Here is a 25,320-nt window from a genome sequence, read left to right as displayed (position 1 = left end):
TCCGGAGTCCCCGCATGATCCTGTCTGCCCGCGCCGTCCGCCTGATCCTCGGCTTCAGCCTCGCGTTTTCCTCGCCGGTCATGGCGCAGACCGTTCCCGCCGGGCCGGCTCGCTCTCTGGCCCCCGCCGGTGGCGCGGCCGCGACCCTGCCGAACAGCTTCGACATCCCCGCGCCGACCGCGCCCCCGACGGCCCGGGTCGCGCCCTCGACCGCCGATGTGGCGGTGGCCGAAGCGACGCTGAGAGTCGTCATCGAGCAACTCCGCGCGGGGACGTTGGACCCCAAGCTCTATACGCGCGACCTGGCGACACGGCTGACGGGGCAGCTGCCGACGATCCGCCCGCTTCTGGAGGGCTATGGGACGATCCAGAGCGTGGAGGCCCAAGGCATGCGGGACGGCGAGGGTCAGTTCCTGGTCCTGTTCGACGAAGCCGCCACCCAGTGGAGGATCGGCCTGAACGACGAGGGTCTGATCGCTGCGCTTCTGTTCAGGCCTGCGCCGCCGGTCTCGTCGGAGCCCGAGACGGTGGCGGCACCGGCAGACTGAGTCACGGCGGGAATCAGTCGTCGCGTGACGGATCGCGCCCGGGGTCCAGCGAATTATTGACCCGGTCGTCCCAGCCTTCGCGATGCGATTTGAACGCCAGGGCCATCAGGCCATAGGTCAGGCCCACCGTCCCCGTGACGCCCAGACCCATGGCGATCCAGCCATGCAGCGGCAGGGCTCCGCCGCCGATGGCGATCCAGAACAGGCTGAGGCCCCAGGTCGCAAGGCCCGAGATGCCCAGCCCCAACAGGGTGATCAGCGAAAGACGGACGAGACGGGCGATCATATCGCCGCCCTTAGCATGCCCGGACGGACCGTGCCTGCGTCAGATCAGCGTTGGACCCACTGACCTGCCGTGTTGCGATACCACTGGCCCGAGGTCATGCGCGGCATCAGCTGGCTCTCGAACATCCGGGCCGCGGCCACGTCCGGCGTCGTGCCGGCCTGACGCGCGCTGGCGGCATAGGCTTCGCGACGGGCATCGTTGGTCGTCGTCACAGCCGTCTGCAGCGCCGGGTCCGAAGGCGGGGTGCGGAACCCCAGATAGCCGTCGGCCTGTTCGCCGACAATGCCCTGTGCCTTGGCCGCGTCGATGGCGGCCTTTTGCGCCGAGGTCTGGGCCATGGCGACTCCTCCGGCGAGGCCAAGGGCCATGACGGCGGCGCCCAGAACGAAGATCTTGCGAAGCGACATGGGGTGACTCTCTTCCATCAGAACAGATTGGGGTTTTCGGTCAGCAGGTCGCGCAATTCCTGATCCAGCCGCACGCGCACATCGGCGTCCAGCTTGGCATAGATCTGGATCGGATCGACCTGAAGCCGGATCGTGGGGGTGCAGGCCCCCAGCAGGACGGCGGTGCCCATCGCCAGCAGCAGCGGCCGGATCAGGCGGGAAGGGAGGGTCATCGGAAAGTCTCCGTCGGCGTCTTCGAGGTCGTGACGCCGGTGTGCGCCAGCGGGCGTGAACGGGGTCTGAACGATCAGGGCCCGACTTCGTTCGACGTCGTCGGGGCGGCGTCCGTGCCCGACCGTGCCTGGTTGATCTCCAGAAGGTCGGAGACAAGCTGGTTCAGGTTCAGTGTGGTGTCCAGCGTCAGGTCGATCCCGGTGTCGGAGGGCAGGGGCAGGGGCCGGTTCAGGAACTCGCGGCTGATGAGTTCGGACACCGTCAGGCGCAGCTCCTGGTGCTCGGGCGGATCGTGACGACCCTTGATGTGGAAGACGACGCCGACGCGGCCCTCGTCCAGGCTGTTCACATCGGCGGTCAGCACGTCGAAGGCCAGGTTCTCCATGGCCTGGTAGGCCAGATCTTCCACGGTGCCGGGCGGCACTGCGCCGCCGCCCCCGGCTTCAAGTCCGGTCAGGGCGTCGCGCTGGATCGACAGGCGGCCGGGCCGGGCCGCGTAGAGGGTCCCGGAGGTGATCTTCACGCCGGTGTCGGGGTCGCTGGTGAAGGGCAGGCGGCCGGACACGACTGCGTCCAGTTGCACCTTGTCGCCAAAGCCCGAGCCCGCGATCAGCTGCCCCAGCTGCACCTGGTCCAGCACGATGACCCCGGAGAAGGGCCGGTTGTCCAGCGGCACGGAGAACGGCTCGACGCTGACCGTGCCGCCTGCCGCCTCGATCCGGCCGCCCGCCACCGACAGCGCCGCCTTGTCGAGCTGGAAGGTCAGGTCGAGATCGGTCAGCGGCGCAATGGAGTCCAGCGTGGCGACCTTCAGCGTCTGGCCCGGCCCCGTGGTCAGGGGCGCCAGATTGGTGAAGTCGATGGTGCCCGACAGGCCCTTCACCGGCCCGGCCGGGCTCACGAAATCGATACCGGGGATGACCAGTCGACCGGAACTGGAGCCCTCCGGCAGGTCGGGTCGCCAGTCGATGCGACCGGTGAAGGACGCCGATCCCGTCGCGGGCGATCGAACGACGTCGGCGGCCAGGGGGCTGAGGTCGGCGGGCTGAAGGCCCCCTTCGGCGAACACCAGCGACGGGGCGTCGATCGTGACGCCGCCAGCGCCGGTCAGCCCGTCATGGGCCAGGGTCAGGCGGCCCAGGGTGTCTCCCTTGCGGGCCAGATCGAAGGTCCCGCTCCATCGCTCCCCGGACAGGCGGACCGACCCTGTGGCCGACAGGGGGTTGAAGCGCAGCGGCCGGGTCGCATCCTCCGCCCGGGCCCCACTGACGGACGCGTCCAGCCCGAGACCCGACGGCGCGCCTGTGGCGATGAAGGTGCCGGTGGCATCGGCGAATCCCAGAGCCAGAAACGGAGCCGAGGCCGCGACGGCTTCAAACCGGCCGGTCGCGCGCCAGCGGCCGTTCTGCGACACCACCAGCGGCCCTCCCGACGAACACAGGCTGCCGGACACGTCCATCACGTCGTTCTCGTCCAGCTCAAGTCGCTCGACCGTCAGCGGCAGGCAGCGGGATGCGGTATAGGTCAGCCGCCCGGCATCGGTGGCCAGGACCCCGCGTGTCTGAAGGCGCAGCCCGCGCGCCAGGCCGAAATCGAGCGCCGCCCGGCCGTCAAGGGTGGCCTGGAACCCTCCCGACGTCAGCCGCCAGTCGGGGATGGAGAACGTCGCCTCGGGCAGGCCGCGGCCGCGCGTGGCCGTCAGGGTCAGGGCGCCTCCGCCCCGCTCGCCGGGTGCCGCTGCAAAGATCGGGCGCGAGACGGGGCTTAAGGTCAGTATCCCGCCATTGGCGGGCACGATGCGGGCCGGTCGGGCGAGAGCGATGGCGAGGCCACCCGCTCCGGAGGTGATGCGCACGCCGGGCGCGTTCAGGGCAAAGGCGCGCAGGGCCTGCTTCATGCCGGCCAACTCGGGCACATCGTCCGGCCCGACGGCACCGAACAGGGGCCAGTTCCCGTTCCGTGCCGCGATCGATCCGGTCAGCATCAGGGCCTCGCTCCGGTTCGATCGATAGTCCAGCGCCATCCGCCCGATGACCTTGTCCAGCCGCAGGGTGTCGAAGCCGAAACGGTCGAGTTTCGCATCGATGACCCCGACGGCGGTCGTGCGGCCCGCCTCTGTCGTCACGGCAAGGTCGGGCATGGACAGCGACACGCCCGCCAGGTCGAAGTCTGCGGCGCGGCCCGAGGACGCCGTCAGTGTGACCGGTCCCTCGAACCGTCCGTCCAGCCTGCTGCCGCGCCGGGTGCCGGACACGCGGGCGTTCGCCAGGCGTATCGTGGCGTCTGTGGCTGCAGCCGCGGGCGACGCGAAACGCCCCGCCGACAGCTGGACATCGGACGTTCCGGCAAAGGCCAGGGTCTCGACCCAGCCGGTGACCGTGCCCTCGGCCTTCAGGGCCAGATCGGCGTCGGTGGCACTCAACTCGCCAAAGGCCAGACGGCCCCCGGTCAGGGCCAGATCGATGACGGCGTGTCCGTCGCCCCGCCGTGCCTTGAAGTCCGGATACGGCAGATCGCCGACGCCCCTGACCGCCACCGCCTGTCCGGATGCGCCGCCCAGGCTCAGGGATTCGGCCGACAAATCGGTCGTCACAGCCACCCGGTCGCCCGTCGTCGTCAGGGTCAACCGCCCGCCGAGGCCCCGGGCCTCGGCGTCCCCGCTCTTCAGTGACGCCGACGGCATCCGGGCGGACAGCCGCATCAGCTTGCCGTCTTCGATCCGCGCATCCCCCAGCACCGACAGGGGGCCATACTCCGTATCCAGGCGCAGGCGGCCGGTCTCGACCAGGACCAGCGGGCCGCGGCTGTCGGGCCGGGCCGGGCGACCGGTGAACTCTTCGACGAGAGGGTCCAGCGCCCCGAACGACAGCCGGCCCGCCTTCCAGGTCGCGCGCGCCACCGGTCGCACCAGGCGAATCCGCGAGGGCGTGACCCCCGGTCCCTGGCGTGACCAGGGCAGGCCCAGGGCGTAGTCGACCTCGACCCGCTCGATGGTCACGTCCGGGTTCGAGGCATCCCCGATCCGGACGCGGCCGACGAAACCGGTCAGTTCCAGCCGCTCGATCGAAACGTCCGCCTCGATGCCGCGCCGGTCCAGCCAGCCGACCAGTATCTCCCGCGCCGCAACACGGCGGTTCGTCCAGGCCACGGTGCCCAGGATGACCACGATCAGCAGGACCACCCCCAAACCGGTCAGGAGGCGCGGGTAACGCTGCGGCCTGACGGGCCTTGCCCCGGATCCGGACGGGTCCGTCATGGGCGAGCGGCCGCGGTCGCCGGATGCGGGGCAGCGATGGGGCCTGGATGTCCAACAGACCAGGGCATCGTCAACATCGTTGCCGATCCGACACAAAGAGTGGCGTGCGAGTCACGTTTAATGCAGTTGTGTTCACGGACGCGAACGCATGTGTCCCTTCGTGCAGCAAAGACGATCATAGCTTGCCGATAGACTGTAGCGATCACTGTCGAAAGACCCGGATAGCCATGTTTCTACCCGATGGGATCATGGCGGTTAATGGTTTGGAACGAACCTGCTTCCCATTGTGGAAATGGCGAGCTATAGGGCTTGCTTCGCGATTGGGGGGCTCTCCGGCGCGATCCTTGCTTTGCGTAGAACCTGGCGCCGTGTGGCGTCGTCGTTTGCCGGGGACCGATGGCCCAGTTCGATCCGCGCCGCCAGCCGATGCGTTTTGCACCGCATCTGCTCACAGCCGTCGCCGCCGTGTCGGTGGCGATGCTCGCCGGTCGCGTTTACCAACCCGCGCAGGCCGAGGTAGTTCCCGAACTGACCCCCCAACAGATGGCGTCGCTGGAGGCGCGCGCCTTTGAATCCGCCGGAACGCCGGCCGGCCTGACCGCTCCCGAGGCCATCCCCGTTGAGATCCGTCGCGGCGAAACCTTTGAACAGGCCGTGCGCCGTACCGGCATCGGGGCCGCAGAGGCCTCGGCCGTCGCCGCCACCCTTTCCAATGCCTATGACGTCAGCCAGATGCGTGCGGGACTGCGGTTCGAGACCGCCATCTCCCATCCACGCGGCGGCCGCGGCGACGCCCGTCTGATCGGTCTGACGATGCGGACCGGGCCGGCCAGCCAGCTGACCGTGTCGCGCAGCTTCGACGGCGCGCTTCGCCTGCGGGCCCTGGAAGAGCGCGTGACCCACGAGACGCTGGTGGTCCGTGCCAACGTCGAGGGTTCCCTGACCGCCACGGCCCAGCGCATGGGGGCCGACGCCGCCATCCGACGCAAGGCCAACCAGCTGTTCGGCCACCGCTTCGACCTTGACCGCGACGTCCATGCCGCCGACCGTTTCACCCTGGTCTTCGACCGCTCGGTGACCGAGAACGGCCGCACCATCGACACCGGCGATCTGCTTTACGCCGAGCTGAAGGATGCCGTCTTCTATCGCTTCCAGCGGCCCGGCGCGCGCCAGGCGGAATATTTTGACGCGACCGGCAAGAGCATGCGCTCGTCGATGATGCGCACGCCGCTGGACCGGGCAACCCGGATCAGCTCGACCTTCGGTTTCCGCGTCCATCCGATCTCCGGCTATCGCAAGATGCACCAGGGCATCGACTTCGCCGCCGGAACCGGCACGCCCGTCGTGGCACCCGCCGACGGCGTGGTGGTCGAGGCGCGGCGCTGGGGCGGCTATGGCAACTGGCTGCGCATCCGCCACGCCAACGGCCTGGAGAGCGGCTATGGCCACCTGTCCCGCTATGGGTCAGGCATTCGCGCCGGCCAGCGCGTCAGCCAGGGACAGGTCGTCGCCTATGTCGGCTCGACCGGTGCCTCGACCGGCCCGCACCTGCACTACGAACTCTGGCGCAATGGCCAGCGGATCAATCCCGGCAGCATTCGCGTCGAGGACAATGTCCAGCTGACGGGTGCCGATCTGGCCGCCTTCCGGGCCGAGAAGGCGCGGATCGACCGGATCATCGCCTCCGGGGGCGAGCGACGCCCCGCCGTCACGCGCGCCAGCGTCGACGGTCTGCGCCCTGCCAACGGGACGACGACCCGCTCCTGATCGCGACCGGCTAGGCCGCCGCTTTCGGTTCCATCGACCGCAAGTCCAGCAGGGCGAACAGGCGTGCGTCCTCGTCCTGCCCGGGATTGGGCGTCGTCAGAAGCCTGCCCCCGACGAATATCGAATTGGCCCCCGCCAGGAAGCAGAGTGCCTGCATCTCCGGGCTCATGGATTCACGACCGGCCGACAGACGCACCATGGCTTTCGGGCAGACCAGCCGCGCGACCGCGACGGTACGCACGAACTCGATCGGATCGATCTCGCCGGTCCTGAGCACCCGCTCACCCAGCGGGGTGCCGGTCACGGGCACCAGGGCATTGACCGGCAAGCTGTCGGGGTGGACCGGCAGGGTCGCCAGGGCGTGCAGCAGGCCGGCGCGGTCCCTGCGGCTCTCGCCCATGCCGACAATGCCGCCGCAGCAGGTGCTCATGCCCGCGTCCCGGACGTGCGCCAGCGTGTCCAGCCGGTCCTGATAGGTCCGGGTCGTGACCACATCGGCATAGTATTCGGGGCCGGTGTCCAGGTTGTGGTTGTAGAAGTCCAGACCGGCCGCCTTGAGCTGCCTCGCCTGATCCGCCGTCAGCATCCCGAGGGTCGCGCAGGTTTCCAGACCCAGGGCCTTCACGCCCGAGATCATCGCTGCCAGTCTGGGCGTGTCGCGATCCTTCAGTTCGCGCCAGGCCGCCCCCATGCAGAAGCGCGACGCTCCGCCCGCCCTGGCCGCCATGGCCTCTGCCAGCACAGCCGTGGTGTCCATCAGCTTGCCGGCCTTCAACCCCGTATCGAACGCGGCCGATTGCGAACAATAGCCGCAGTTCTCGGCACAGCCGCCGGTCTTGATCGACAACAGCTGCGACTTCTGCACTTCGGAAGGGTCGAACCAGCGGCGGTGAACCGTCGCGGCGTCGAAGACCAGTTCCATGAACGGCCGCGCGAACAGGCCCTCGACCTGATCCAGGGTCCAGTCGTGGCGTGGAACCGCAGGATCGGTGAGGGCGGGGCGGAGGGGGGATACGTCGTCGGCCATGGCGGGTTGCTACCCTCCCGAACCTGTCCCGCCAAGCGGGTGATTCAGGCGATCATATAAGGACATCCTTATACGATCTTGCTCCCGAGACGGTTGGCGGCTATACGCGCGCCAATCGATTTCACGCCAACGGCCCATGTCGCCGGAAAGAGCTGCCCATGCCCGACTATATCGTCCGCGACATCTCCCTCGCCGATTTCGGCAACAAGGAAATCGCCATCGCCGAAACCGAGATGCCGGGCCTGATGGCGCTGCGCGAGGAGTTCGGCCACGACAAGCCGCTGAAGGGTGCGCGCATCGCCGGCTCCCTGCACATGACGATCCAGACGGCTGTGCTGATCCAGACGCTGGAAGCCCTTGGTGCCGACGTGCGTTGGGCCTCGTGCAATATCTTCTCGACCCAGGACCATGCCGCAGCCGCGATCGCCGCTGCCGGTACCCCGGTGTTCGCCACCAAGGGCGAGACGCTGGAAGAATACTGGGACTATGCCCACAAGATCTTCGAATGGGCCGATGGCGGCTATCCCAACCTGATCCTGGACGACGGCGGTGACGCGACCCTGCTTTGCGTGCTCGGGCCGAAGGCGGAGAAGGACATTTCGGTCCTGTCCGATCCGCAGAACGAGGAAGAAGAAGCCCTCTACAAGGTGATGAAGCGCTATATCGCCGAGAAGCCCGGCTTCTATTCGGCGATCCGCGACGCTATCGGCGGCGTGTCGGAAGAAACGACGACCGGTGTGCACCGCCTGTACCAGATGGCCGAAAAGGGCGAGCTGCCCTTCCCCGCCATCAACGTCAACGACAGCGTCACCAAGTCCAAGTTCGACAACCTCTACGGCTGCCGTGAATCGCTGGTCGACGCGATCCGTCGCGGCACCGACGTCATGCTGTCGGGCAAGGTTGCCGTGGTCTGCGGCTACGGCGATGTGGGCAAGGGCTCGGCCGCCTCGCTTCGCCAGGGCGGGGCGCGGGTGATCGTCACCGAAATCGACCCGATCTGCGCCCTGCAGGCCGCCATGGAAGGCTATGAGGTCCAGACGCTGGATGATTCCGTCGGCCGTGCCGACATCTTCGTGACGGCCACCGGCAACAAGGATGTCATCACCGTCGATCACATGCGGGCGATGAAGAACAACGCCATCGTCTGCAACATCGGCCACTTCGATTCCGAGATTCAGGTCGCGGGCCTGAAGAACTTCAAGTGGGACGAGATCAAGCCGCAGGTCCACCACGTCGAATTCCCGAATGGCAACAAGATCATCCTGCTGTCAGAAGGCCGCCTGGTGAACCTGGGCAATGCGACGGGCCACCCGTCGTTCGTGATGAGCGCATCCTTCACCAACCAGACCCTGGCCCAGATCGAACTGTGGACCAACAAGTCCAGCTACGAAAACCAGGTCTACGTCCTGCCCAAGCACCTGGACGAGAAGGTCGCCCGACTGCACCTGGCCAAGCTTGGTGCCAAGCTGACCGAGCTGTCCAGCGAACAGGCGGACTACATCTCCGTCCCGACCGCCGGACCGTTCAAGCCGGACCACTATCGCTACTAGACGGTCGCGAAGGCCCGCATCGAAAAAGAAAGGCCGGCCGTCTGGCCGGCCTTTTGCCGTTCAGGCGGCGATCGCGTCGTCTGTTTCGTCGCGCCCTCTCAGGCCGATCTCGAAATCCATGAAGATGTCCATCAGCTCTTCTGCGCCCACGGCGGTCGCACGAGGACCAAACCGGAATGTCCAGAAGCTGACGATATGCTGGATGGCGCCCAGCTGGTCCCCGAGACGCGCGAACAGATAGGGGGCCTCCAGCAGAAAATCCCGGAAATCCAGCGGATTTCCTTCCTGGGTCAGGCTGGCATAGGCCTCGTCATAGATCTGGAGGGTGGCGCGAACGCCCGCGCAGGTCTTGCCGATCTTGTTTCGGAGCACCTGACGTCCGCGGCCGATATACTCTCGTGCCGCCTGGTCGACCGGGCCGGCGACCTGCACTGAGCCCACCCGATCCGCCACGTCGGCGATCTGCGATGTCATGCTTTTCAGGCTCCACTTGTAGTAGAGGAAGCCCTTCCAGCAGAAGACCCCTTCCTGATATTGCTCGGGGTTGAGCCTCAGCGTCTGGCCCAGAGCTTCCATGCCGTCTCCGTTAGCGTTGGAAAGGATTTTCGACGCCATTCGGTCGATCGAACTTGCGCTGGCGGAGGCATCGCCCATGCACAGGGCGACCAGAGGCGTGATCTCGGCCTTCACGAAGTTGAGCATATTCTGCAGATCGGCGTCGCTGAGCGCGAAATAGCAAGGCGCGGGATCGATTCCGGATCGCCTGAGTTGCTCACGCATCAGGAAGGGGTCCAGAGACGGAAGCTGGTCCATGAGGCGGAGCGTATTCACGTCCGGATGTTCGGGTTGAATGCCGAAGACCTCCAGCAGCGTCGCTTCAAAATTGATCTGATTGACGAAGACGTACCGCCCCCCCGACCTGAGTTCCCCATTATCAATTGGGACGATCACCTTGGTGGCCGTCTGGCGACGCCCGCGGAAGGCATCGGTTTCGTTGCGCCGGAGGCGGTGCTTGATAAGCAGACAGGTATTGAGCGCCGGGGTCTGAAACAATGGGCGCTCGCGCCATTCGGGCGAGTCCCGATTCTCTCTCGAAATCTTCAGCAGATTGAGCACTCGCGCTGTGGACGCAGAGCGTTCGAGGAATTCAAGACTTCGAACAGAGCGATCCGTCATGAACACACACTAACTGTAGATTGATTGAAAATGAGACACAGTCTATGGTTTACAACACCATAACCAGCCCACGCCCTGGCCCTCAGGCCCTCAGGCCCTCAGGCCCTCAGGCCCTCAGGCCGCCAGCGCCGGCACGGTCGGCAGATCCGTGCCCGCAAGGCTCATTTCGAAATCGGACAGCAGGTCGATCAGCTCCTCGGCATTGGGCGGTGCCTTGTCCGGGGCCGTCCGGTAGCTCCAGAAGCTGACGATGTGCTGGACGGCCCCCAGCCGCTCACCCAGCCGTGCGAACAGCAGCGGCGAGTCGCGCAGGAAGTCGCGAAAGGCGGTCGGACGCCCTTCGCGCGTCAGGCCTCGAAAGGCGTCGTCATAAATGCGCAGCATGTCGGCCGTGGCCTCGCAGGTCAGCAGGATGCGGTGCCGGATCTTCGCGCGCGCGCGGTCGATCTCGGCGTGCTGGTCGGCATCGATCCGACCGGAGGCCTGGACCCGCTGCACGCTGTCGACCACGCCGCCGATCTCGCCCGTGACACTCTGCAGGGCCCATTTGTAATAGAGGAAGCCCTTCCAGCAGAAGACGCCCTCCTCATATTCGTGGGGGGGCAACTGCAGGGTTTGCCCCAGGGCGCTCAGGTCCTCCCTGGCCGTGTTCGACATGATCTTGGCCGTCAGCCGGGCCACCGGATTCTCTGTCGACAGCTCGTTGTCGAGCCCCACGCTCAGGTCGACCAGAGGCCTGATCTCGTCGGAAACGAAGGCCGTCATCCGGGCCACATCGGCCTCTGACAGGTTGAAATAGCAGGGGGCCGGGATCAGACCATTCCGGCGCAGTTGCTCGCGCAGCAGGAAGGGATCGAGACTTGGCAATTCGTCGATCAGTGCCAGGGTTTGCCGGTCAGGATGTTGCGGGCTGATCCCGAAGCTCTCCTCCAGCGTCTTTTCGAAGCCGATCTGATCCACGAACAGATAGCGGCCGCCGATGCGCAGGTCCGCGCCGTCGATCGGCAGGACGATCTTGGTGGCGACGTAGCGCCGGATGCGGAACTGTTCGATCTCGTTGCGTCGCAGGCGGTGCTTGATGATCAACGCCTTGTTCAGCACCTGATTGGTGAACAGGGGCTGGGCCTTCCAGGCCTCGGTGTCCCGATGCTGACGCCATACCTGCAGCAGGTTCAGCACCCGCGCAGTGGAGGCTGACTTGCGCAGATTGGCGAGGTTTCGGACGGCACGATCGGTCAACGGAACTCCTGACCGGCGCATTTTGAACGGCAAAGGTTAGGAGGACGGCGACGAGCGTGGTTTGTCAGATCTTAACGGGGTGCGGCGCGACCGCCGCTGGCGTCACGGATCGCGGGGGATTAAGAGGCCGCCATGGGCATTGTGTTCGACATCCTGATCCTTCTGGCCATTCTCGCCGTCGCGGTGGTGCTGGGTTTCGGCATCTATTCGCTATTTCGTGGCGGGGACTATGCGCGGTCCAATTCCAACCGGCTGATGCGGCTGCGCGTGGTCATGCAGGCGACCGCCGTGGTCCTGCTGATGGCCGGGCTGTGGTGGAGAAGCAGCCACGGCGGCTGACGAGGAGACGCGCGTGGTCGTTCTGAACAGGATCTATACCCGCACCGGCGACGGTGGCGACACCGGCCTGGCCTCGGGCGAGCGCGTGTCCAAGAGCGATCCCCGCGTGGAGGCCTATGGCACGGTCGACGAATTGAACGCCGTGATCGGCGTGGCCCGGCTGCATTCAGGCCAGAACGACCGCATCGACGCCATGCTGGGCCGGATCCAGAACGAGCTGTTCGACCTGGGGGCCGATCTGGCCACGCCGCTGGACCCGCCGCCGACGTGGGCAGCCCTGCGCATGGTGCAGTCGCAGGTCGAACGGCTCGAGGCCGAGATCGACTGGATGAACGAGAGCCTGAAGTCGCTGGACAGCTTCATCCTGCCGGGCGGCTCGCCGCTGTCGGCCCATCTGCACCTGGCCCGGACGGTCGCCCGGCGGGCAGAGCGCGACACCATCCGCCTTGTGGAGACGGGCGCGGCCGTGACGCCGGAGGCCCTGCGCTATCTGAACCGACTGTCCGACCACCTTTTCGTGGCGGCCCGACGCGCCAATGCCAACGGTGCGGGCGATGTGAAGTGGGTCCCCGGTTCCACGCGGTGACGCTGGCGTCCATCCCGGCGCGGGGCTAAACCGCCCGCAAACAAGAACAGTCTGCTTTCAGGGAAACGCCATGCGCGACATCCACCATTTCATCGACGGTGCGTCCTTCACGGGAACGTCCGGCCGGTTCGCCGAGGTGTTCAACCCGAACACCGGAGAGGTTCAGGCCCGCGTCCAGCTGGCCTCGATCGAGGAGATGGACCGCGCGGTCCAGTCCGCCCAGAACGCCTTCGAGGGCTGGTCCAGCACGAACCCCCAGCGCCGCGCGCGCGTGATGTTCGAGTTCAAGCGGCTGGTCGAGGCCAATATGACCGAGCTGGCCGAACTGCTGTCGTCGGAGCACGGCAAGGTGGTCGCGGACTCGAAAGGCGACATCCAGCGCGGGCTGGAGGTGATCGAGTTCGCCTGCGGCATCCCCCACGCCCTGAAGGGCGAATACACCTGGGGTGCCGGCCCTGGCATCGACGTCTATTCGATGCGCCAGCCCCTGGGCGTGGTCTCGGGCATCACCCCGTTCAACTTCCCGGCCATGATCCCGATGTGGATGTTCGGCGTGGCCGTCGCGGTGGGCAACACCTTCATCCTCAAGCCTTCCGAGCGTGATCCGTCGGTGCCTGTCCGTCTGGCCGAGCTGATGATGGAGGCGGGGGCCCCCGCCGGCGTCCTCAACGTCGTCCACGGCGACAAGGCGGCGGTCGATGCCATCCTGACCCACCCGCAGATCCACGCCGTCAGCTTCGTCGGCTCGTCCGACATTGCTCACTATGTCTACCAGGTGGGCGCGGCCAACCATAAGCGGGTCCAGGCCATGGGCGGGGCCAAGAACCACGGCATCGTCCTGCCCGACGCCGACATGGACCAGGTGATCAAGGACCTGTCCGGGGCCGCCTATGGCTCGGCCGGCGAACGCTGCATGGCCCTTCCGGTAGTCGTGCCGGTCGGCAAGAAGACCGCCGACGAGCTGCGCGAGCGGATGATCGCCGAGATCCCGATGATGCGGGTCGGCGTCTCCACCGACGCGGGTGCGCACTACGGCCCGGTGGTCACGGCCCAGCACAAGGCCCGCGTCGAAGGCTGGATCGAGCAGGGGGTCAAGGACGGTGCCGAGCTGGTCGTCGACGGCCGCGGCTTCAGCCTGCAGGGCCACGAAAAGGGATACTTCATCGGCCCGTCGCTGTTCGACCACGTCACGCCCGGGATGGAATCCTACAAGGAGGAGATCTTCGGCCCCGTGCTGCAGATCGTCCGCGCCGCCAGCTTCGAGGAGGCGCTGAGCCTGCCCTCGAAGCACCAGTACGGCAACGGCGTCGCCATCTTCACCCAGAACGGCCGCGCGGCGCGCGACTTCGCTGCCCGGGTCAATGTCGGCATGGTCGGCATCAACGTCCCGATCCCGGTGCCGGTCGCCTATCACACCTTCGGCGGCTGGAAGCGGTCGGCCTTCGGCGACACCAACCAGCACGGCATGGAAGGCGTGAAGTTCTGGACCAAGGTCAAGACCATTACCGCCCGCTGGCCCGACAGCGATCTGGAGCACGCGGATTCCAGCTTCGTCATCCCGACCATGGGGTGAGGCCTCGCCTTTGCCCGGCCGGTGTTCGAGGCGACGCAATTCGGTGTTAAGCATTATGGTGGCCGTTAAGCTGAAGCTGGAGTGCCTCCCCGCATGCGTCGTTTCCTGATCTGGTCGGCCCTGGCGGTCGTCATCGGCCTGGCCATCGCGGGCGGCGGCTACTGGGCCTACTGGAACTTCTATGCGCGCTTCCAGCCGGTGACCGTGGCCCGCAACCAGGCCGAGATCCAGCGCCTGCTGGACGAGGCGTCCTGGGTGTCCGAAGGCGGCGGGGGCCAGCCACTCTACATCATCGGCTATCGCGACAGCGCCGCCAGCCAGCGTTACGAGCGCGAGGAGACCGGGAAGCTGCGCGCCGGGGGCGTCGAGGTCCGCGTCGTCGTCTTCGCCCGCCCGGACAAGGAGGGCCAGGCCCTGTCCACGGCCGCCGAGCGCGCCACAGTCGCCGAACTCTGGCTGAGCCGTGACTGGAGCCTGTACCAGCGCTGGACCGCGACCCCGGCCGCCAACTGGACGGCGGCGGGCATTCCGGCCGCGGATGGCAATCTGGCGCGCTCGGCCGTGGTCGATGCCAGCCGCGCCTTCGTCGCCGAGCTGACCGACCTGCTGCGGGATGCGGGCATTCCGACCGGCTATCCGCTGGTCATCTGGCGCGATCGCGAAGGCTTCATGAAGGCCTGCGCCTGTTCCGACGCCCGGTCCTGGGCCTTCATCCGCGACGATTTCGCTGCGCCCGATGCCGTCGCGCCCGCCAGCCTCGACGAGCCCGGTGCTCCGGTGCCCCCCGGGCTGCCCGGTCCCGCCGAGCCGGGCAGCCTGCCCTATCCGACCCTGCCCGGCATCCCGCCGGCCGACGGCCAGATCGCCCCGTCCCAACCGGGTCAGCCGGGGACGGCAGGCCAGACGGCACCGCCTCGCCCCCGCGCGACACCGGGCAGCCCCACCCCGCCGACCACGACGCCGCAGCCGACCCAGCAGGAAGACACGACCTTCTTCTAGAGCCTGATCGGCTGAGGTGGAATCGCTTCGCGATTCCGCCGATGCCGTGAATCAGGCTCCAGAGAACAGCGAGGGCATGATTCACGCTTTCGGCTGGACCCACGACGTGGGTCCACCTCAAACGATCATGCCCTGGAGGCCGGTCAGAACAGGCGTTGGCAGGTCTCGATCAGGCGTTCGACGTCGGCGTCGTCCTGATACAGGCCAAAGCCAAAGCGAATGACCTCGTCGCGCACGTCGGTGACGACATTGGCCTCCAGCAGCCGCGCCCGCCACGCCTGCGCGTCCCTGTGCTTCAGCGCAAGAAAACGTGCGCGGGGCGTGCCGTCGCCGGTGACGGGGTTCAGGATCACGGCCTCGCCCGGACGCCCGCAGTCTCCGGCCGCCAGGGCTTCCGAGAACCGCGCCGACAGCCGGTCCGCATGGGCCGAAATGGCGGCCGTCGTCAGCCCCTGCTCGTCCAGCATCCGGCGCACGCCGTTGAAGCGGTAAATCGGCGTGGCGTCGAAGGTCGCGCCCCAGAACCGGCCGGCGTCGGCGCGATACTGAACGCCGTCCGGCGGCCCCATCAGATTGCCGAACTCCGCGAACCAGCCGGTGACGACAGGGCGTTCGCAGAAGTCGTCCGGCGCATGCAGGAAGCCCGCGCCCTCGCCGGTCATCGCGTATTTGTATCCGCCCGAGACATAGAAGATCCGGTCCGCCACCGCCGACAGGTCGGTCGGGGTGGCCATGAAGCCGTGATAGCCATCGACGATGACCCACGGCCCCTCCGGTTTCGCGAGCGCGGCCAGGTCGTCGATGCAGCCGATCGCCTGGCCGGTCTTGAAGAAGACCTGGCTGACGAAGATCACGTCGTGCCCGCCGCCCCGGGCGGCCGCCGTGAACCGGGCGTCGAAGGTCTCGAACGGCTCCAGCGGCACGCGGGTGACGACGGCGTCGCCGCTCTCTTCCCAGCGCTCGGCCTGGCGGCGAAAGGCGTGGAACTCGCCGTCGGTCGTCAGGATTCGGACAGGCTTCGTCTCCCACCCCGAGAAGACGCGGATCAGAAAATCATGGGTGTTGGGCGCGAAGACGACGGTCTGCGGGTCCGGCAGATGCAGCTCGGCGGCAACGTGTTTCTGCGCCTCGGGGACCACCTCGCCCAGGATCAGGTCCCATTTCCGGTCAGCGAAATGGTTCGCCTCGACCCAGGCGCGCACCTGACCGTCGAAACTGGCGTCCGGCCAGAGGTGATGGCTGTGGGCCGCGAAATGCAGCCGCTCGGGGTCGAGCGCCAGGGCGCGGGAGAACAGGGGTTTGTAGGTCATTCGCGCCGTTTGAAAGAGAGGGTCGAGGTGTCTCGCATGGCGTGGACGATCCGTTCGACCAGCACGATCTCGCCTTGGACAGAATAATAGATGTCGTGCGAACGGTAACGCGTCCTGTGCAGACCGCTACCAAACTCAGGGCATGCGGTGAAACGTCTCGGAAAATGCCTGAGGGCTTCACAGTGCGTCTTCAATCCAGCGACGTAGCGGCGCGCGGCTGATCGATTGTCGATCGCGATGTAATCGCCGACCTCGACCAACTCCTGGCGAGCAACGGCTGCGAAGCGGACTCTCACGCCGGATCGGCGTAGCGGGCCTCAAGCTCAGCGAAAACGTCCTCGGCCGGAATGCTGGGCCGAGGATCAGCCCGGCTTTCCTCGATCAACGCACGGATGCGGGCGATCTCTTCGGGGCTTTCGAAGCGTCGCGCGGCAACCCATTCGCTGACAATCATCGCCAATGCTTCAGCGACCGAGGTGAACTCGCCGGCGGCCACCGCCGCTTCGAGGTCCGCATAAACGTCTTCGTCGAGCTCGGCGGTAATGGTTTCGTGCTTGCCCATGGCGATCCTCGCTGGACAAAGACTACCACAGGGTCGGCGTCAGACCAGCGCCCCGTGGCAGTGCTTGAACTTGCGGCCCGAGCGGCAGGGGCAGTCGGCGTTGCGCGCCGTCCGCTCCCAGCCGGCCGGCAGAAGCTCGACCGGCAGGCGCGACCGGGCGTCGCCGGTCAGCTGTCCTTCGGGGTTCTGGGCCAGCGGATCGGCCATTTCGTTGACGCCGGTGCCGGGGTTCAGGTGGATTTCCTGGAACTCGGGCATCTCCATCGCGGGCGGAGCCTCGAACCGGAACTCCACCGTCATCAGCCAGCGCGTCACATTGTGGCGCAGCTCGTGCAGCAGGGTCTCGAACAGGCTGAAGGCCTCGGTCTTGTACTCGTTCAGCGGGTCGCGCTGGCCGTAGCCGCGCAGGCCGATGACGCCACGCAAATGGTCCAGATGCACCAGGTGCTCGCGCCATTGCATGTCGATCATCTGCATCAGGAACTGCTTTTCCAGTCCCCGGGTCTGGTCGGCGCCCAGCTGTTCCAGACGTTGGGCGGCGCGGGCGTCGGCGGCGTCCTGAAGGCGCTGCTCGACCTCCTCGTTGGACACGCCTTCCTCGGCGGCCCAGTCGTGCAGCGGCAGGTCGAGGCCGAGCGTCGACTTCACCTTCTCGTCGAGGCCGTCGATGTCCCACTGTTCGGCATAGGCCTTGGGCGGCATGAAGCGGTCGACCAGATCGGTGACCACGTCGCGCCGGAACTCCCCGACCAGTTCGGACAGGTCGTCGGAATCCATGAACTCCTGGCGCTGCTCGAACACCGCCTTGCGCTGGTCGTTCACGACGTCGTCGTATTTCAGCAGGTTCTTGCGGATGTCGTAGTTGCGGGTCTCGACCCGCTTCTGCGCCGTCTCGACCGCGCGGTTCAGCCAGGGATGCGAGATCGCCTCGCCCTCGGCCACGCCGAAATTCCGCATGATCGCATCCAGCCGGTCGCCGGCGAAGATGCGCAGCAGATCGTCCTCGCAGCACAGGAAGAATTTGGATGTGCCCGGGTCGCCCTGACGGCCGGTGCGGCCGCGCAGCTGGTTGTCGATGCGGCGGCTTTCGTGACGCTCGGTGCCCAGGACGAACAGGCCGCCGGCATCCAGGGCGATCTTCTTCTGGACGGCGATGTCGGCCTTCAGCCGGGCCTCTTCGGCGGCCAGCATCTCGGGCGTGACCTCGATGGCCAGGTTGCGCTGATCCAGCCGGTATTTCTCCAGCCGCATTTCCAGATTCCCGCCCAGCTGGATGTCGGTGCCGCGACCGGCCATGTTGGTGGCGATCGTGACGGCGCCCGGCAGACCCGCATCGGCGACGATGAAGGCTTCCTGCTCGTGCTGGCGGGCATTCAGGACGTTGTGCGGGATGCCCTTGAACTTCGTCTCGTATTTGATGTCCCAGGCGGCGTCGCCGACCTTGGCGGCCTCCTTTTCCTTGCCCACAAAAGCCGGTTTGAGGCTGCGCGACACCTCCACCTTGTGCTCGTAGTTGTTGAGGATCTCCGACAGCTGTTCGGACTTCTCGATCGAGACGGTGCCGACCAGGATCGGCTGGCCCCGCTCGCGGCAGTCTGCGATCTGGCGGGCGATGGCCTGCACCTTCTCGGCATAGGTCCGGTAGACCTCGTCGTCATGGTCGATGCGCTGGACCGGCCGGTTGGTGGGAACCTCCAGCACATCCATCTTGTAGATGTCGTGGAACTCCTGGGCCTCGGTGGCCGCCGTGCCGGTCATGCCCGACAGCTTCTCGTAGAGGCGGAAGTAATTCTGGATCGTGACCGAGGCCAGGGTCTGGTTCTCGGGCTGGATCTTGACGTCTTCCTTGGCCTCGATGGCCTGGTGCAGACCCTCGGACAGGCGACGACCGGTCATCATCCGACCCGTGAATTCGTCGATCAGGACGACCTCGCCGGCCTTGATGATGTAGTCCTTGTCCTTCTGGTACAGGGTGTTGGCGCGGAGCGCCTGGTTGACGTGGTGCACCAGGCTGATGTTGGCGGCGTCGTACAGACCCGTCGTGTCATCGGCGAAATGGCCGCCTTCCTCCAGCAGTTGCTCGATCCGCTCGGAGCCTTCCTCGGTCAGCAGCGACTGGCGCTGCTTTTCGTCGAGGTCGAAGGTCGTCGGGTCCTTGATCAGCGCCTTCACCAGGGCGTCGCAGATCTTGTAGAGATCCGACCGGTCCTCGGTTGGCCCCGAGATGATCAGGGGCGTGCGCGCCTCGTCGATCAGGATGGAGTCGACCTCGTCGACGATGGCGAAATGGTGCGGGCGCTGCACCATCTCGCGCCGGTCATAGACCAGGTTGTCACGCAGATAGTCGAAGCCGAACTCGTTGTTGGTGCCATAGGTGATGTCGGCGTTGTAGGACGCCTGGCGCTGGCCCTGGCTGAGGCCGTTGACGATCACCCCGACCTCGAGACCCAGGAACCGGTAGACCCGGCCCATCCATTCGGCGTCGCGCCGGGCCAGATAGTCGTTGACGGTGATAACGTGGACGCCCTTGCCCGACAGGGCGTTCAGATACACCGGGGCCACGGCGACCAGGGTCTTGCCTTCGCCGGTCCGCATCTCGGCGATGCCGCCCTCGTGCAGGATCATGCCGCCGGTCAGCTGCACGTCGTACTGGCGCTGACCCAGCACCCGCTTGGAGGCCTCGCGCGATACGGCAAAGGCGTCGTCCAGCAGCTTGTCCAGGCTCTCGCCGGCCGCGACCCGGTCCTTGAACGTCTGGGTCATCATGCGCAGCTCGTCGTCGGACAGGGCGGCGTATTTCGGCTCCAGGGCATTGATCTTCTGGACCCGGCCCATGAAGTCCTTGACCTTGCGGTCGTTGGAAGAGCCGAAGAATTTCTTGGCAAAGCCGAGCATGGGCGGTCCGGAAACGGTCGAGCGGTCGATAGCTCTGGAAAAGCCCTGAACGGGCGTCGAGGAACGCCGCGCGAGTGGCTGCCGGACGAGGCGGCGAAACACGCCGCGCATACGATCGAAAACCCCTCGACTTGGGCGCAGGCGGGACTTAAGCACCGGCCATACCCCTGTCAACGCGAGGGGCTTTTCGGCCCGGCGTTTGGACCCCTTCAGTCGGGACGGAGCGTCCGATGCGACATTCACGCCACCCTCTCACCTTTTTGGCCCTCACTGCGGTTCTGGCGCTTGCCGCCTGCGGGCGTGGTGGCGGTAACGACCAGCCGCCGGAACCGGGCGACCGGGCGGTGGCCAGGGTGCAGGACCAGACCATCTGGGCGTCGGACGTGAAGCGCGAGGCCGTGGCGCAGGGGCTGGTGGGCGAGGGCGAGCCACTGGACATCACCTCCAACCTGTTCCGGCGCGTGCTGGACGAGGTGGTGGACCAGAAACTGCTGGCCCGCGAAGCCGAGCGGCGTGGGCTCGACAATTCCCCCCTGGCCCAGCGCCGGCTGGAGGCCACCCGCGAGCGGATCCTGGGCGACATGCTGGTCGAGAACGAGGTCAACGGCCGCATCAACGACCAGTCCGTCCAGACCTTGTACCAGGAACAGCTGGGCCTGGCCCGCACGTCCGAGGAGATCCGCGTCCGCCTGATCCTGTCGCGCACCCGGCCGGAGGCCGACGCCGTGCTGGGTATCCTGGGGCAGGGGGCGTCGTTCGAGGCCGTGGCCCAGGAACGCTCGATCGACGAGGCCACGCGGTTCTCGGGCGGTGACCTCGGCTATTCGACCGCCGACGTCATGCCCCAGGCCTATGCCAGCGCGCTTCGCGACGCCCCGGCCGGATCGACGGTCGGCCCGTTCCAGACCGAGGGCGGCTGGGCCGTGCTGCGGGTCGAGGACCGCCGCCGCGAGAGCCCGCCGACGCTGGATCAGGCCCGCCCCCAGATCGTTCGCTATCTGACCTACGAAGGCGTGCGCCAGCTGCTGGAGGAGTTGCGCGGCAAGGCCCGGGTCGATGTGCTGCTGGCCGCCGAGGGCAATGCGCCCCAGGAGCCCGCATCGGCCCCGCGCGTGGCCGCGCCGACGACCCCTGCGCCTGCGCCGACAGCGCCCGCGCCCGCCCGGACGGCGACCGCCCAATGAGCGCCGGTCCGAAAAAGCCCGTCTCGACCGGCAAGGCCATCGAACAGGCGTTCGAAAAGGCGCTGGACCCGTTTGCCGCCGCCATCCGCAAGGCGACCCAGTCCCACGCGGCGACGCCCGCCGCGGCGTCGGCCGCGCCCGGCAAGCCCGGCCTGAAGGTTTCGCCCCTGGCTGTGCCCTTCCCGACCATTCCGCCGGTCGGCGGCGTGGAGATCACCACCGCCCGCGCCGGCTTCTACAAGCACGAGCGCGACGACCTGGTGGTGTTCCGTTTCGCGCGGGGCACGACCTGCGCCGGCGTCTTCACCCGCCACAAGGTCGGCTCGGCGCCCGTCGACTGGTGCAAGCGCCAGCTGGACGGCGCGAGCGGCGGCGAGGACGTGCGCGCCCTGGTGGTCAACGCGGGCTGCGCCAATGCCTTCACCGGCAAGGCTGGGGCCGATGCGGCCCGTCGCACGGCCTCCGAGGTGGCCAAGCGGTTCGGTTGTCGCCAGCGCGACGTCATGCTGGCCTCGACCGGGGTGATCGGTGTCCTGCTGGACGACAGGAAGATCGCGGCCAGGCTCGGCGAGGTGGAGACCAGGCTCGATGGCGACACCCCTCCGACCGAGCAATGGGCGGCGGCGGGTCTGGGCATCATGACCACCGACACCTTCCCCAAGGGCTCCTATGCCGAGGCCCGGATCGACGGGGTCAAGGTGCGCATCGCGGGGATCGCCAAGGGTTCGGGCATGATCGCGCCGGACATGGCCACCATGCTGGCCTTCATCGTCACCGACGCCAGCATCCATCCGAATGTCCTGCGGGCCATGCTGGGCCTGCATGTGCGCACGACCTTCAACTCGGTGACGGTCGACGGCGACACCTCGACCAATGACACCTGCCTGCTGTTCGCCACGGGGGCCTCGGGCGCGCCCCGCATCGGCCGTCTGGGCGACCGGCGGCTGAAGGAGTTCAGCGCCGCGCTGGAAAAGGTCATGCTCGACCTGGCGCACCAGCTGGTCCGCGACGGCGAGGGCGCGACCAAGTTCGTGCGCGTGACCGTGGACGGAGCCGCCAGCCCCGCCTCGGCGAGGAAGCTCGCCAAGTCGATCGCCGACAGCCCCCTGGTCAAGACCGCCATCGCCGGCGAGGACGCCAACTGGGGCCGCGTCGTCATGGCCGTCGGCAAGACCGAGGAACCCGTCGACCGCGACCACCTGGCGATCCGCTTTGGGCCCAACGTCGCGGCCGTCGATGGAGCGGTGTCCCCGACCTACGACGAGGCAAAGATGAGCGCCTATATGAAGAAATCGGAGATCGAGATCAGCGTCGACGTCGGCTCAGGCCGCGCCTCCGCCACCGTCTGGACCTGCGATCTGACCAAGGGCTACATCGAGATCAACGGGGATTATCGGAGCTAGGCCGGGTCGCCCTTGCGCCTGGCGATGGCCGCGCTCTCGGCCTTGAGCGGCTTGGACACCGGGCAGACTTCCTGGGCATAGGCGCTCAGGGTGTTCGCCAGATGGTCGGGCACCAGGCTGTAGTGGACGAATTGGCCCCGCTTCTCGCTGGTCACCAGCCCGGCGTTCTCCAGCACGGTCAGATGCTGCGAGACAGCAGGCTTCGAGATCTCGAAACGGGCCGCGATCTCGCCCGCCGTCAGGTCGGTATGGGCAAGATAGGCCAGCATCTTGCGACGGATCTGGCTGGAAAGGGCTTCGAACACGCGTTGCATGGTTCCTATTTAAGTGATTTGCGAACCACTTGCCAGATGCGGTGCGTCATGATTTAAGTCATTACCTAAATACCGAAGGGATTGGCCATGCATGACCCGCTCGACCCCTGTGCCGTCAACAGCCTGATCGAGACGCCGGGATGCGATCCGGTCGCCGGTCGCGTAGTCTGGGACCCGCTTCACTCGGTCTGGAACGGCGGGATGATGGCAGCGACGCTGCTTGCCGGTCCCCTGACGGTCAGTCCGGCCGCCCTCGCGCTCTTCGTCGTGACCACGGGTGCGGGCCTTTTGCTCGGTCATTCGGTCGGCTTTCACCGCCGGATGATCCACGGCAGCTTCCAGTGTCCGCTTTGGCTGGAGCATTTCCTGGTCTGGGTCGGGACGGTCGTGGGGATCAGCGGCCCCTTCTGGATGATCCGCGCCCACGACCTGCGCGACTGGGCCCAGCGCCAGCCGGATTGCCACGACTATCTGTCCAACCGTCGGCCGATGCTGGTCGATGCGATCTGGCAGATGCACGGACGTCTAGTGCTCGATCATCCACCGGCCTTCGACTATGGCCGCATCGGACGGGACCGGTTCTATCGCTTCCTCGAACGCACCTGGATACTGCAGCAACTGCCCATCGCGGGAGTCCTCTATCTGATGGGTGGCTGGGGATTCGTGGTGTGGGGCGTCTGCGCCCGGATCACCGCTTCGGTTGTTGGCCACTGGTTCGTCGGCCATCTGGCCCATACGCACGGGCCGCAAACCTGGCTGGTCAAGGACGCGGGGGTCCAGGCCCACGACGTGCCTTGGGCGGCGGTCCTAACCATGGGGGAGGGCTGGCACAACAATCACCACGCTTACCCGGGCTCCGCCAGGATCGGCCTCTATCCAGGTCAGAGCGACTGGGGCTGGCGGTTCATCCAGATGCTGGAGCGGGCCGGACTGGCTTGGGATGTGCGGACGCCGGAGACTCTGGGGCCTCGGCCTCTCGTTGCCGCTGATGCCTTCAAGTGTTGAGGTCATGGCCGCAGCGGGTGGTCGCTTTGGTCGCAGGTAGCGCTTCTGCGGCGCTCGTTCTGGCGACAGAGATTGTCGCGATCTATGTGATCGGCGGGCTTGCATCCACGGACTACACAAGCCCGATGGTGATCGCCTTCGCCAGTCTGGCGACTGCCGTCCTGGCAACTCCCGCCTTTCTGTTGGGGCTGACCGTGATTGGTGGGCCAATATGGTGGATCTTGCACCGCATCGGTCGCACCTCGGTGACCGCAGCCATAGTCTCAAGCGCGGCAGGAAGCATGGTAGCTGGCGTCATCGCACTCTGGACGTTCGGGGCTCCGTTGGAGGCCTTGGTATCGGCTGTATTGCTCGCAGCGCCGGGAGCTGTCGCAGGCTGGGCGGTAAGTCTTGTTGCCTACGACAGAACCAGGCCGTCCTAAGCCGCCGCCTGCTCGGCCTTCCTGAGCGCGCTCGCCCGGACCTTCTCGCTCTCGGATTTCAGCTGCCCGCAGGCGGCCAGGATATCCCGCCCCCGCGGCGTGCGGATCGGGCTCGCATATCCCGCCTTGTTCAGGATCGCCGCGAACCGCTCGATCGTCTTCCAGTCCGAGCATTCATAGTCGGTGCCCGGCCAGGGGTTGAAGGGGATCAGGTTGACCTTGGCGGGGATGCCCTCGATCAGCTTGACCAGGGCGCGGGCCTCGTCGGGACTGTCATTGACGCCCTTCAGCATCACATATTCGAAGGTGACCCGCCGGGCGTTGGAAAGGCCCGGATAGGCGCGGATGCCGTCCATCAGCTGTTGCAACGGGTATTTCCTGTTCAGCGGCACCAGGACGTCGCGCAGGTCGTCGTTGGTGGCGTGCAGGCTGATGGCCAGCATGGCCTGGGTTCGGGTGCCCAAAGGCTCCAGCTGGGGCACCACGCCACTGGTCGAGACCGTGATCCGGCGGCGCGACAGGGCGATGCCCTCATTGTCCGAGATGATGTCGATGGCGTCCGAGACCTGGTCCAGATTGTACAGCGGCTCGCCCATGCCCATGAAGACGATGTTGGACAGGCGGCGATCTTCCTTGGGCGACGGCCATTCGTTCAGGTCGTCGCGGGCCACCTGGACCTGGGCCACGATCTCGGCGGCCGTCAGGTTGCGGACCAGGGCCTGGGTGCCCGTGTGACAGAAGGTGCAGTTCAGGGTGCAGCCGACCTGGCTCGACACGCACAGGGCGCCGGCGCGGCCCACGTCGGGGATGTAGACGGTCTCGATCTCTATGCCGGGCGCGGTGCGGATCAGCCATTTGCGCGTGCCGTCGGCCGAGACCTGGCGCTCGACGATCTCGGGCCTGTCGAGGGTGAAGGCGGCGGCCATCTTCGCCTTGGCGTCTTTGGCCATATTGGTCATGGCGTCGAAGTCGGTGACGCCGAAATGGTGGATCCAGCCCCACACCTGACTGGCGCGCATCTTCGCCTTTTCCGGCGGACAGATGTCGGCGTCGATCAGGGCCTGACGCAAGGCTCCGCGCGTCAGACCGGACAGGTTGACGGGGGCCCTGGGGGCCGAGGCGGAGACGCGGGACAGGTCGAGCGTGACGCTCACGGGCAGTGATCCTGAGGAGAGGGGTTCGGGGTCCATAGCACAAAACCCTCTCCCGCCGGGAGAGGGCTTGAGCGCACGGCGGCGAAGCCGTCGTTCTTGCGCGAA

Annotated in this window: 23 protein-coding genes; 10 read left to right on the top strand and 13 right to left on the bottom strand. The window is 66.8% G+C overall.

Going from position 1 to position 25,320, the window contains the following annotated elements:
• The first annotated feature begins 14 nt into the window (after window positions 1-14).
• Window positions 15-548: a hypothetical protein gene (locus tag O3139_RS00230; RefSeq protein ID WP_269514889.1), complete on the top strand. Its 534-nt coding sequence runs from the start codon at window positions 15-17 to the stop codon at window positions 546-548.
• Between the two features lie 13 nt (window positions 549-561).
• On the opposite strand, the gene O3139_RS00225 is transcribed toward O3139_RS00230, so the two are convergent.
• The 4 genes from O3139_RS00225 to O3139_RS00210 all read right to left on the bottom strand — a co-directional run bounded on the left by O3139_RS00225 (window position 562) and on the right by O3139_RS00210 (window position 4,635).
• Window positions 562-834, bottom strand: coding sequence for a hypothetical protein (locus O3139_RS00225; RefSeq protein WP_269514888.1), 273 nt, complete (start codon window positions 832-834; stop codon window positions 562-564).
• 44 nt (window positions 835-878) lie between these two features.
• Window positions 879-1,241 (bottom strand): YdbL family protein, encoded by a 363-nt coding sequence (locus O3139_RS00220; RefSeq protein ID WP_269514887.1) that lies wholly within the window; start codon window positions 1,239-1,241, stop codon window positions 879-881.
• Between the two features lie 17 nt (window positions 1,242-1,258).
• Entirely contained in the window at window positions 1,259-1,453 is a 195-nt protein-coding gene (locus O3139_RS00215; protein ID WP_269514886.1) for a YnbE family lipoprotein, read from the bottom strand.
• Between the two features lie 74 nt (window positions 1,454-1,527).
• Window positions 1,528-4,635: an intermembrane phospholipid transport protein YdbH family protein gene (locus O3139_RS00210; RefSeq protein ID WP_269514885.1), complete on the bottom strand. Its 3,108-nt coding sequence runs from the start codon at window positions 4,633-4,635 to the stop codon at window positions 1,528-1,530.
• Between the two features lie 471 nt (window positions 4,636-5,106).
• On the opposite strand from O3139_RS00210, the gene O3139_RS00205 reads away from it, so the two are divergent.
• On the top strand, window positions 5,107-6,477 hold the full coding sequence (locus tag O3139_RS00205; protein ID WP_269514884.1) for a M23 family metallopeptidase: 1,371 nt from the start codon (window positions 5,107-5,109) through the stop codon (window positions 6,475-6,477).
• A 10-nt stretch (window positions 6,478-6,487) separates the two neighbouring features.
• Here the strand turns inward: O3139_RS00205 and bioB are convergent, their stop codons facing one another.
• Window positions 6,488-7,504: a biotin synthase BioB gene (gene bioB / locus O3139_RS00200; protein ID WP_269514883.1), complete on the bottom strand. Its 1,017-nt coding sequence runs from the start codon at window positions 7,502-7,504 to the stop codon at window positions 6,488-6,490.
• A gap of 158 nt (window positions 7,505-7,662) precedes the next feature.
• Between bioB and ahcY the strand changes: the two genes are divergently transcribed.
• Complete coding sequence (gene ahcY, locus O3139_RS00195; protein WP_269514882.1) at window positions 7,663-9,054, top strand: adenosylhomocysteinase; 1,392 nt, start codon at window positions 7,663-7,665, stop codon at window positions 9,052-9,054.
• A 60-nt stretch (window positions 9,055-9,114) separates the two neighbouring features.
• On the opposite strand, the gene O3139_RS00190 is transcribed toward ahcY, so the two are convergent.
• Both O3139_RS00190 and O3139_RS00185 read right to left on the bottom strand, forming a co-directional pair.
• Complete coding sequence (locus tag O3139_RS00190) at window positions 9,115-10,230, bottom strand: hypothetical protein (RefSeq protein WP_269514881.1); 1,116 nt, start codon at window positions 10,228-10,230, stop codon at window positions 9,115-9,117.
• 114 nt (window positions 10,231-10,344) lie between these two features.
• Window positions 10,345-11,469 carry a hypothetical protein gene (locus tag O3139_RS00185; RefSeq protein ID WP_269514880.1) on the bottom strand — a complete coding sequence of 375 codons (1,125 nt, stop codon included), beginning with the start codon at window positions 11,467-11,469 and terminating at the stop codon, window positions 10,345-10,347.
• Window positions 11,470-11,601: 132 nt separating this feature from the next.
• On the opposite strand from O3139_RS00185, the gene O3139_RS00180 reads away from it, so the two are divergent.
• The 4 genes from O3139_RS00180 (at window position 11,602) to O3139_RS00165 (ending at window position 14,966) form a co-directional block, all read left to right on the top strand.
• Window positions 11,602-11,808, top strand: coding sequence for a twin transmembrane helix small protein (locus O3139_RS00180; RefSeq protein ID WP_269514879.1), 207 nt, complete (start codon window positions 11,602-11,604; stop codon window positions 11,806-11,808).
• A gap of 13 nt (window positions 11,809-11,821) precedes the next feature.
• The gene (locus O3139_RS00175) at window positions 11,822-12,394 is read left to right on the top strand and encodes a cob(I)yrinic acid a,c-diamide adenosyltransferase (protein WP_269514878.1); all 573 of its coding nucleotides are present in this window, start codon (window positions 11,822-11,824) and stop codon (window positions 12,392-12,394) included.
• 70 nt (window positions 12,395-12,464) lie between these two features.
• Entirely contained in the window at window positions 12,465-13,967 is a 1,503-nt protein-coding gene (locus O3139_RS00170; protein ID WP_269514877.1) for a CoA-acylating methylmalonate-semialdehyde dehydrogenase, read from the top strand.
• 93 nt (window positions 13,968-14,060) lie between these two features.
• Complete coding sequence (locus O3139_RS00165) at window positions 14,061-14,966, top strand: hypothetical protein (protein WP_269514876.1); 906 nt, start codon at window positions 14,061-14,063, stop codon at window positions 14,964-14,966.
• A 143-nt stretch (window positions 14,967-15,109) separates the two neighbouring features.
• On the opposite strand, the gene O3139_RS00160 is transcribed toward O3139_RS00165, so the two are convergent.
• From O3139_RS00160 to secA, 4 genes are read right to left on the bottom strand one after another with little or no spacing between them, the layout of a single operon-like run.
• A complete protein-coding gene (locus O3139_RS00160) occupies window positions 15,110-16,276 on the bottom strand; it encodes an aminotransferase class V-fold PLP-dependent enzyme (protein WP_269514875.1) in 1,167 nt (388 codons plus the stop codon).
• A complete protein-coding gene (locus tag O3139_RS00155; RefSeq protein ID WP_269514874.1) occupies window positions 16,273-16,572 on the bottom strand; it encodes a type II toxin-antitoxin system RelE/ParE family toxin in 300 nt (99 codons plus the stop codon). Before O3139_RS00155 ends, O3139_RS00160 begins: the two co-directional genes overlap by 4 nt.
• The gene (locus tag O3139_RS00150; protein ID WP_269514873.1) at window positions 16,569-16,838 is read right to left on the bottom strand and encodes a hypothetical protein; all 270 of its coding nucleotides are present in this window, start codon (window positions 16,836-16,838) and stop codon (window positions 16,569-16,571) included. The genes O3139_RS00155 and O3139_RS00150 overlap by 4 nt, the downstream gene beginning before the upstream one ends.
• 39 nt (window positions 16,839-16,877) lie before the next feature.
• Window positions 16,878-19,733 carry a preprotein translocase subunit SecA gene (secA, locus tag O3139_RS00145; protein WP_269514872.1) on the bottom strand — a complete coding sequence of 952 codons (2,856 nt, stop codon included), beginning with the start codon at window positions 19,731-19,733 and terminating at the stop codon, window positions 16,878-16,880.
• Window positions 19,734-19,963: 230 nt separating this feature from the next.
• Here secA and O3139_RS00140 point away from each other — a divergent pair, with 230 nt between their 5' ends.
• Together O3139_RS00140 and argJ are read left to right on the top strand one after the other, a co-directional pair.
• Window positions 19,964-20,917, top strand: coding sequence for a peptidylprolyl isomerase (locus O3139_RS00140; RefSeq protein ID WP_269514871.1), 954 nt, complete (start codon window positions 19,964-19,966; stop codon window positions 20,915-20,917).
• On the top strand, window positions 20,914-22,320 hold the full coding sequence (gene argJ / locus O3139_RS00135; RefSeq protein ID WP_269514870.1) for a bifunctional glutamate N-acetyltransferase/amino-acid acetyltransferase ArgJ: 1,407 nt from the start codon (window positions 20,914-20,916) through the stop codon (window positions 22,318-22,320). Before O3139_RS00140 ends, argJ begins: the two co-directional genes overlap by 4 nt.
• Here argJ and O3139_RS00130 read toward each other — a convergent pair.
• Entirely contained in the window at window positions 22,317-22,634 is a 318-nt protein-coding gene (locus tag O3139_RS00130) for a metalloregulator ArsR/SmtB family transcription factor (protein ID WP_269514869.1), read from the bottom strand. The genes argJ and O3139_RS00130 overlap by 4 nt on opposite strands.
• An 87-nt stretch (window positions 22,635-22,721) precedes the next feature.
• Here O3139_RS00130 and O3139_RS00125 point away from each other — a divergent pair, with 87 nt between their 5' ends.
• Complete coding sequence (locus O3139_RS00125) at window positions 22,722-23,639, top strand: acyl-CoA desaturase (protein WP_269514868.1); 918 nt, start codon at window positions 22,722-22,724, stop codon at window positions 23,637-23,639.
• Between the two features lie 418 nt (window positions 23,640-24,057).
• Here O3139_RS00125 and rlmN read toward each other — a convergent pair whose 3' ends face one another.
• Window positions 24,058-25,215, bottom strand: coding sequence for a 23S rRNA (adenine(2503)-C(2))-methyltransferase RlmN (gene rlmN / locus O3139_RS00120; protein WP_269514867.1), 1,158 nt, complete (start codon window positions 25,213-25,215; stop codon window positions 24,058-24,060).
• Window positions 25,216-25,320 lie beyond the last annotated feature (105 nt).

This window comes from Brevundimonas subvibrioides (genome assembly GCF_027271155.1).
In the GTDB taxonomy this organism is placed as follows: Bacteria; Pseudomonadota; Alphaproteobacteria; order Caulobacterales; family Caulobacteraceae; genus Brevundimonas; species Brevundimonas subvibrioides_D.
The sequence above is the reverse complement of the archived record's forward strand: the minus strand, read 5'-3'. Positions and strand labels throughout refer to the sequence as shown.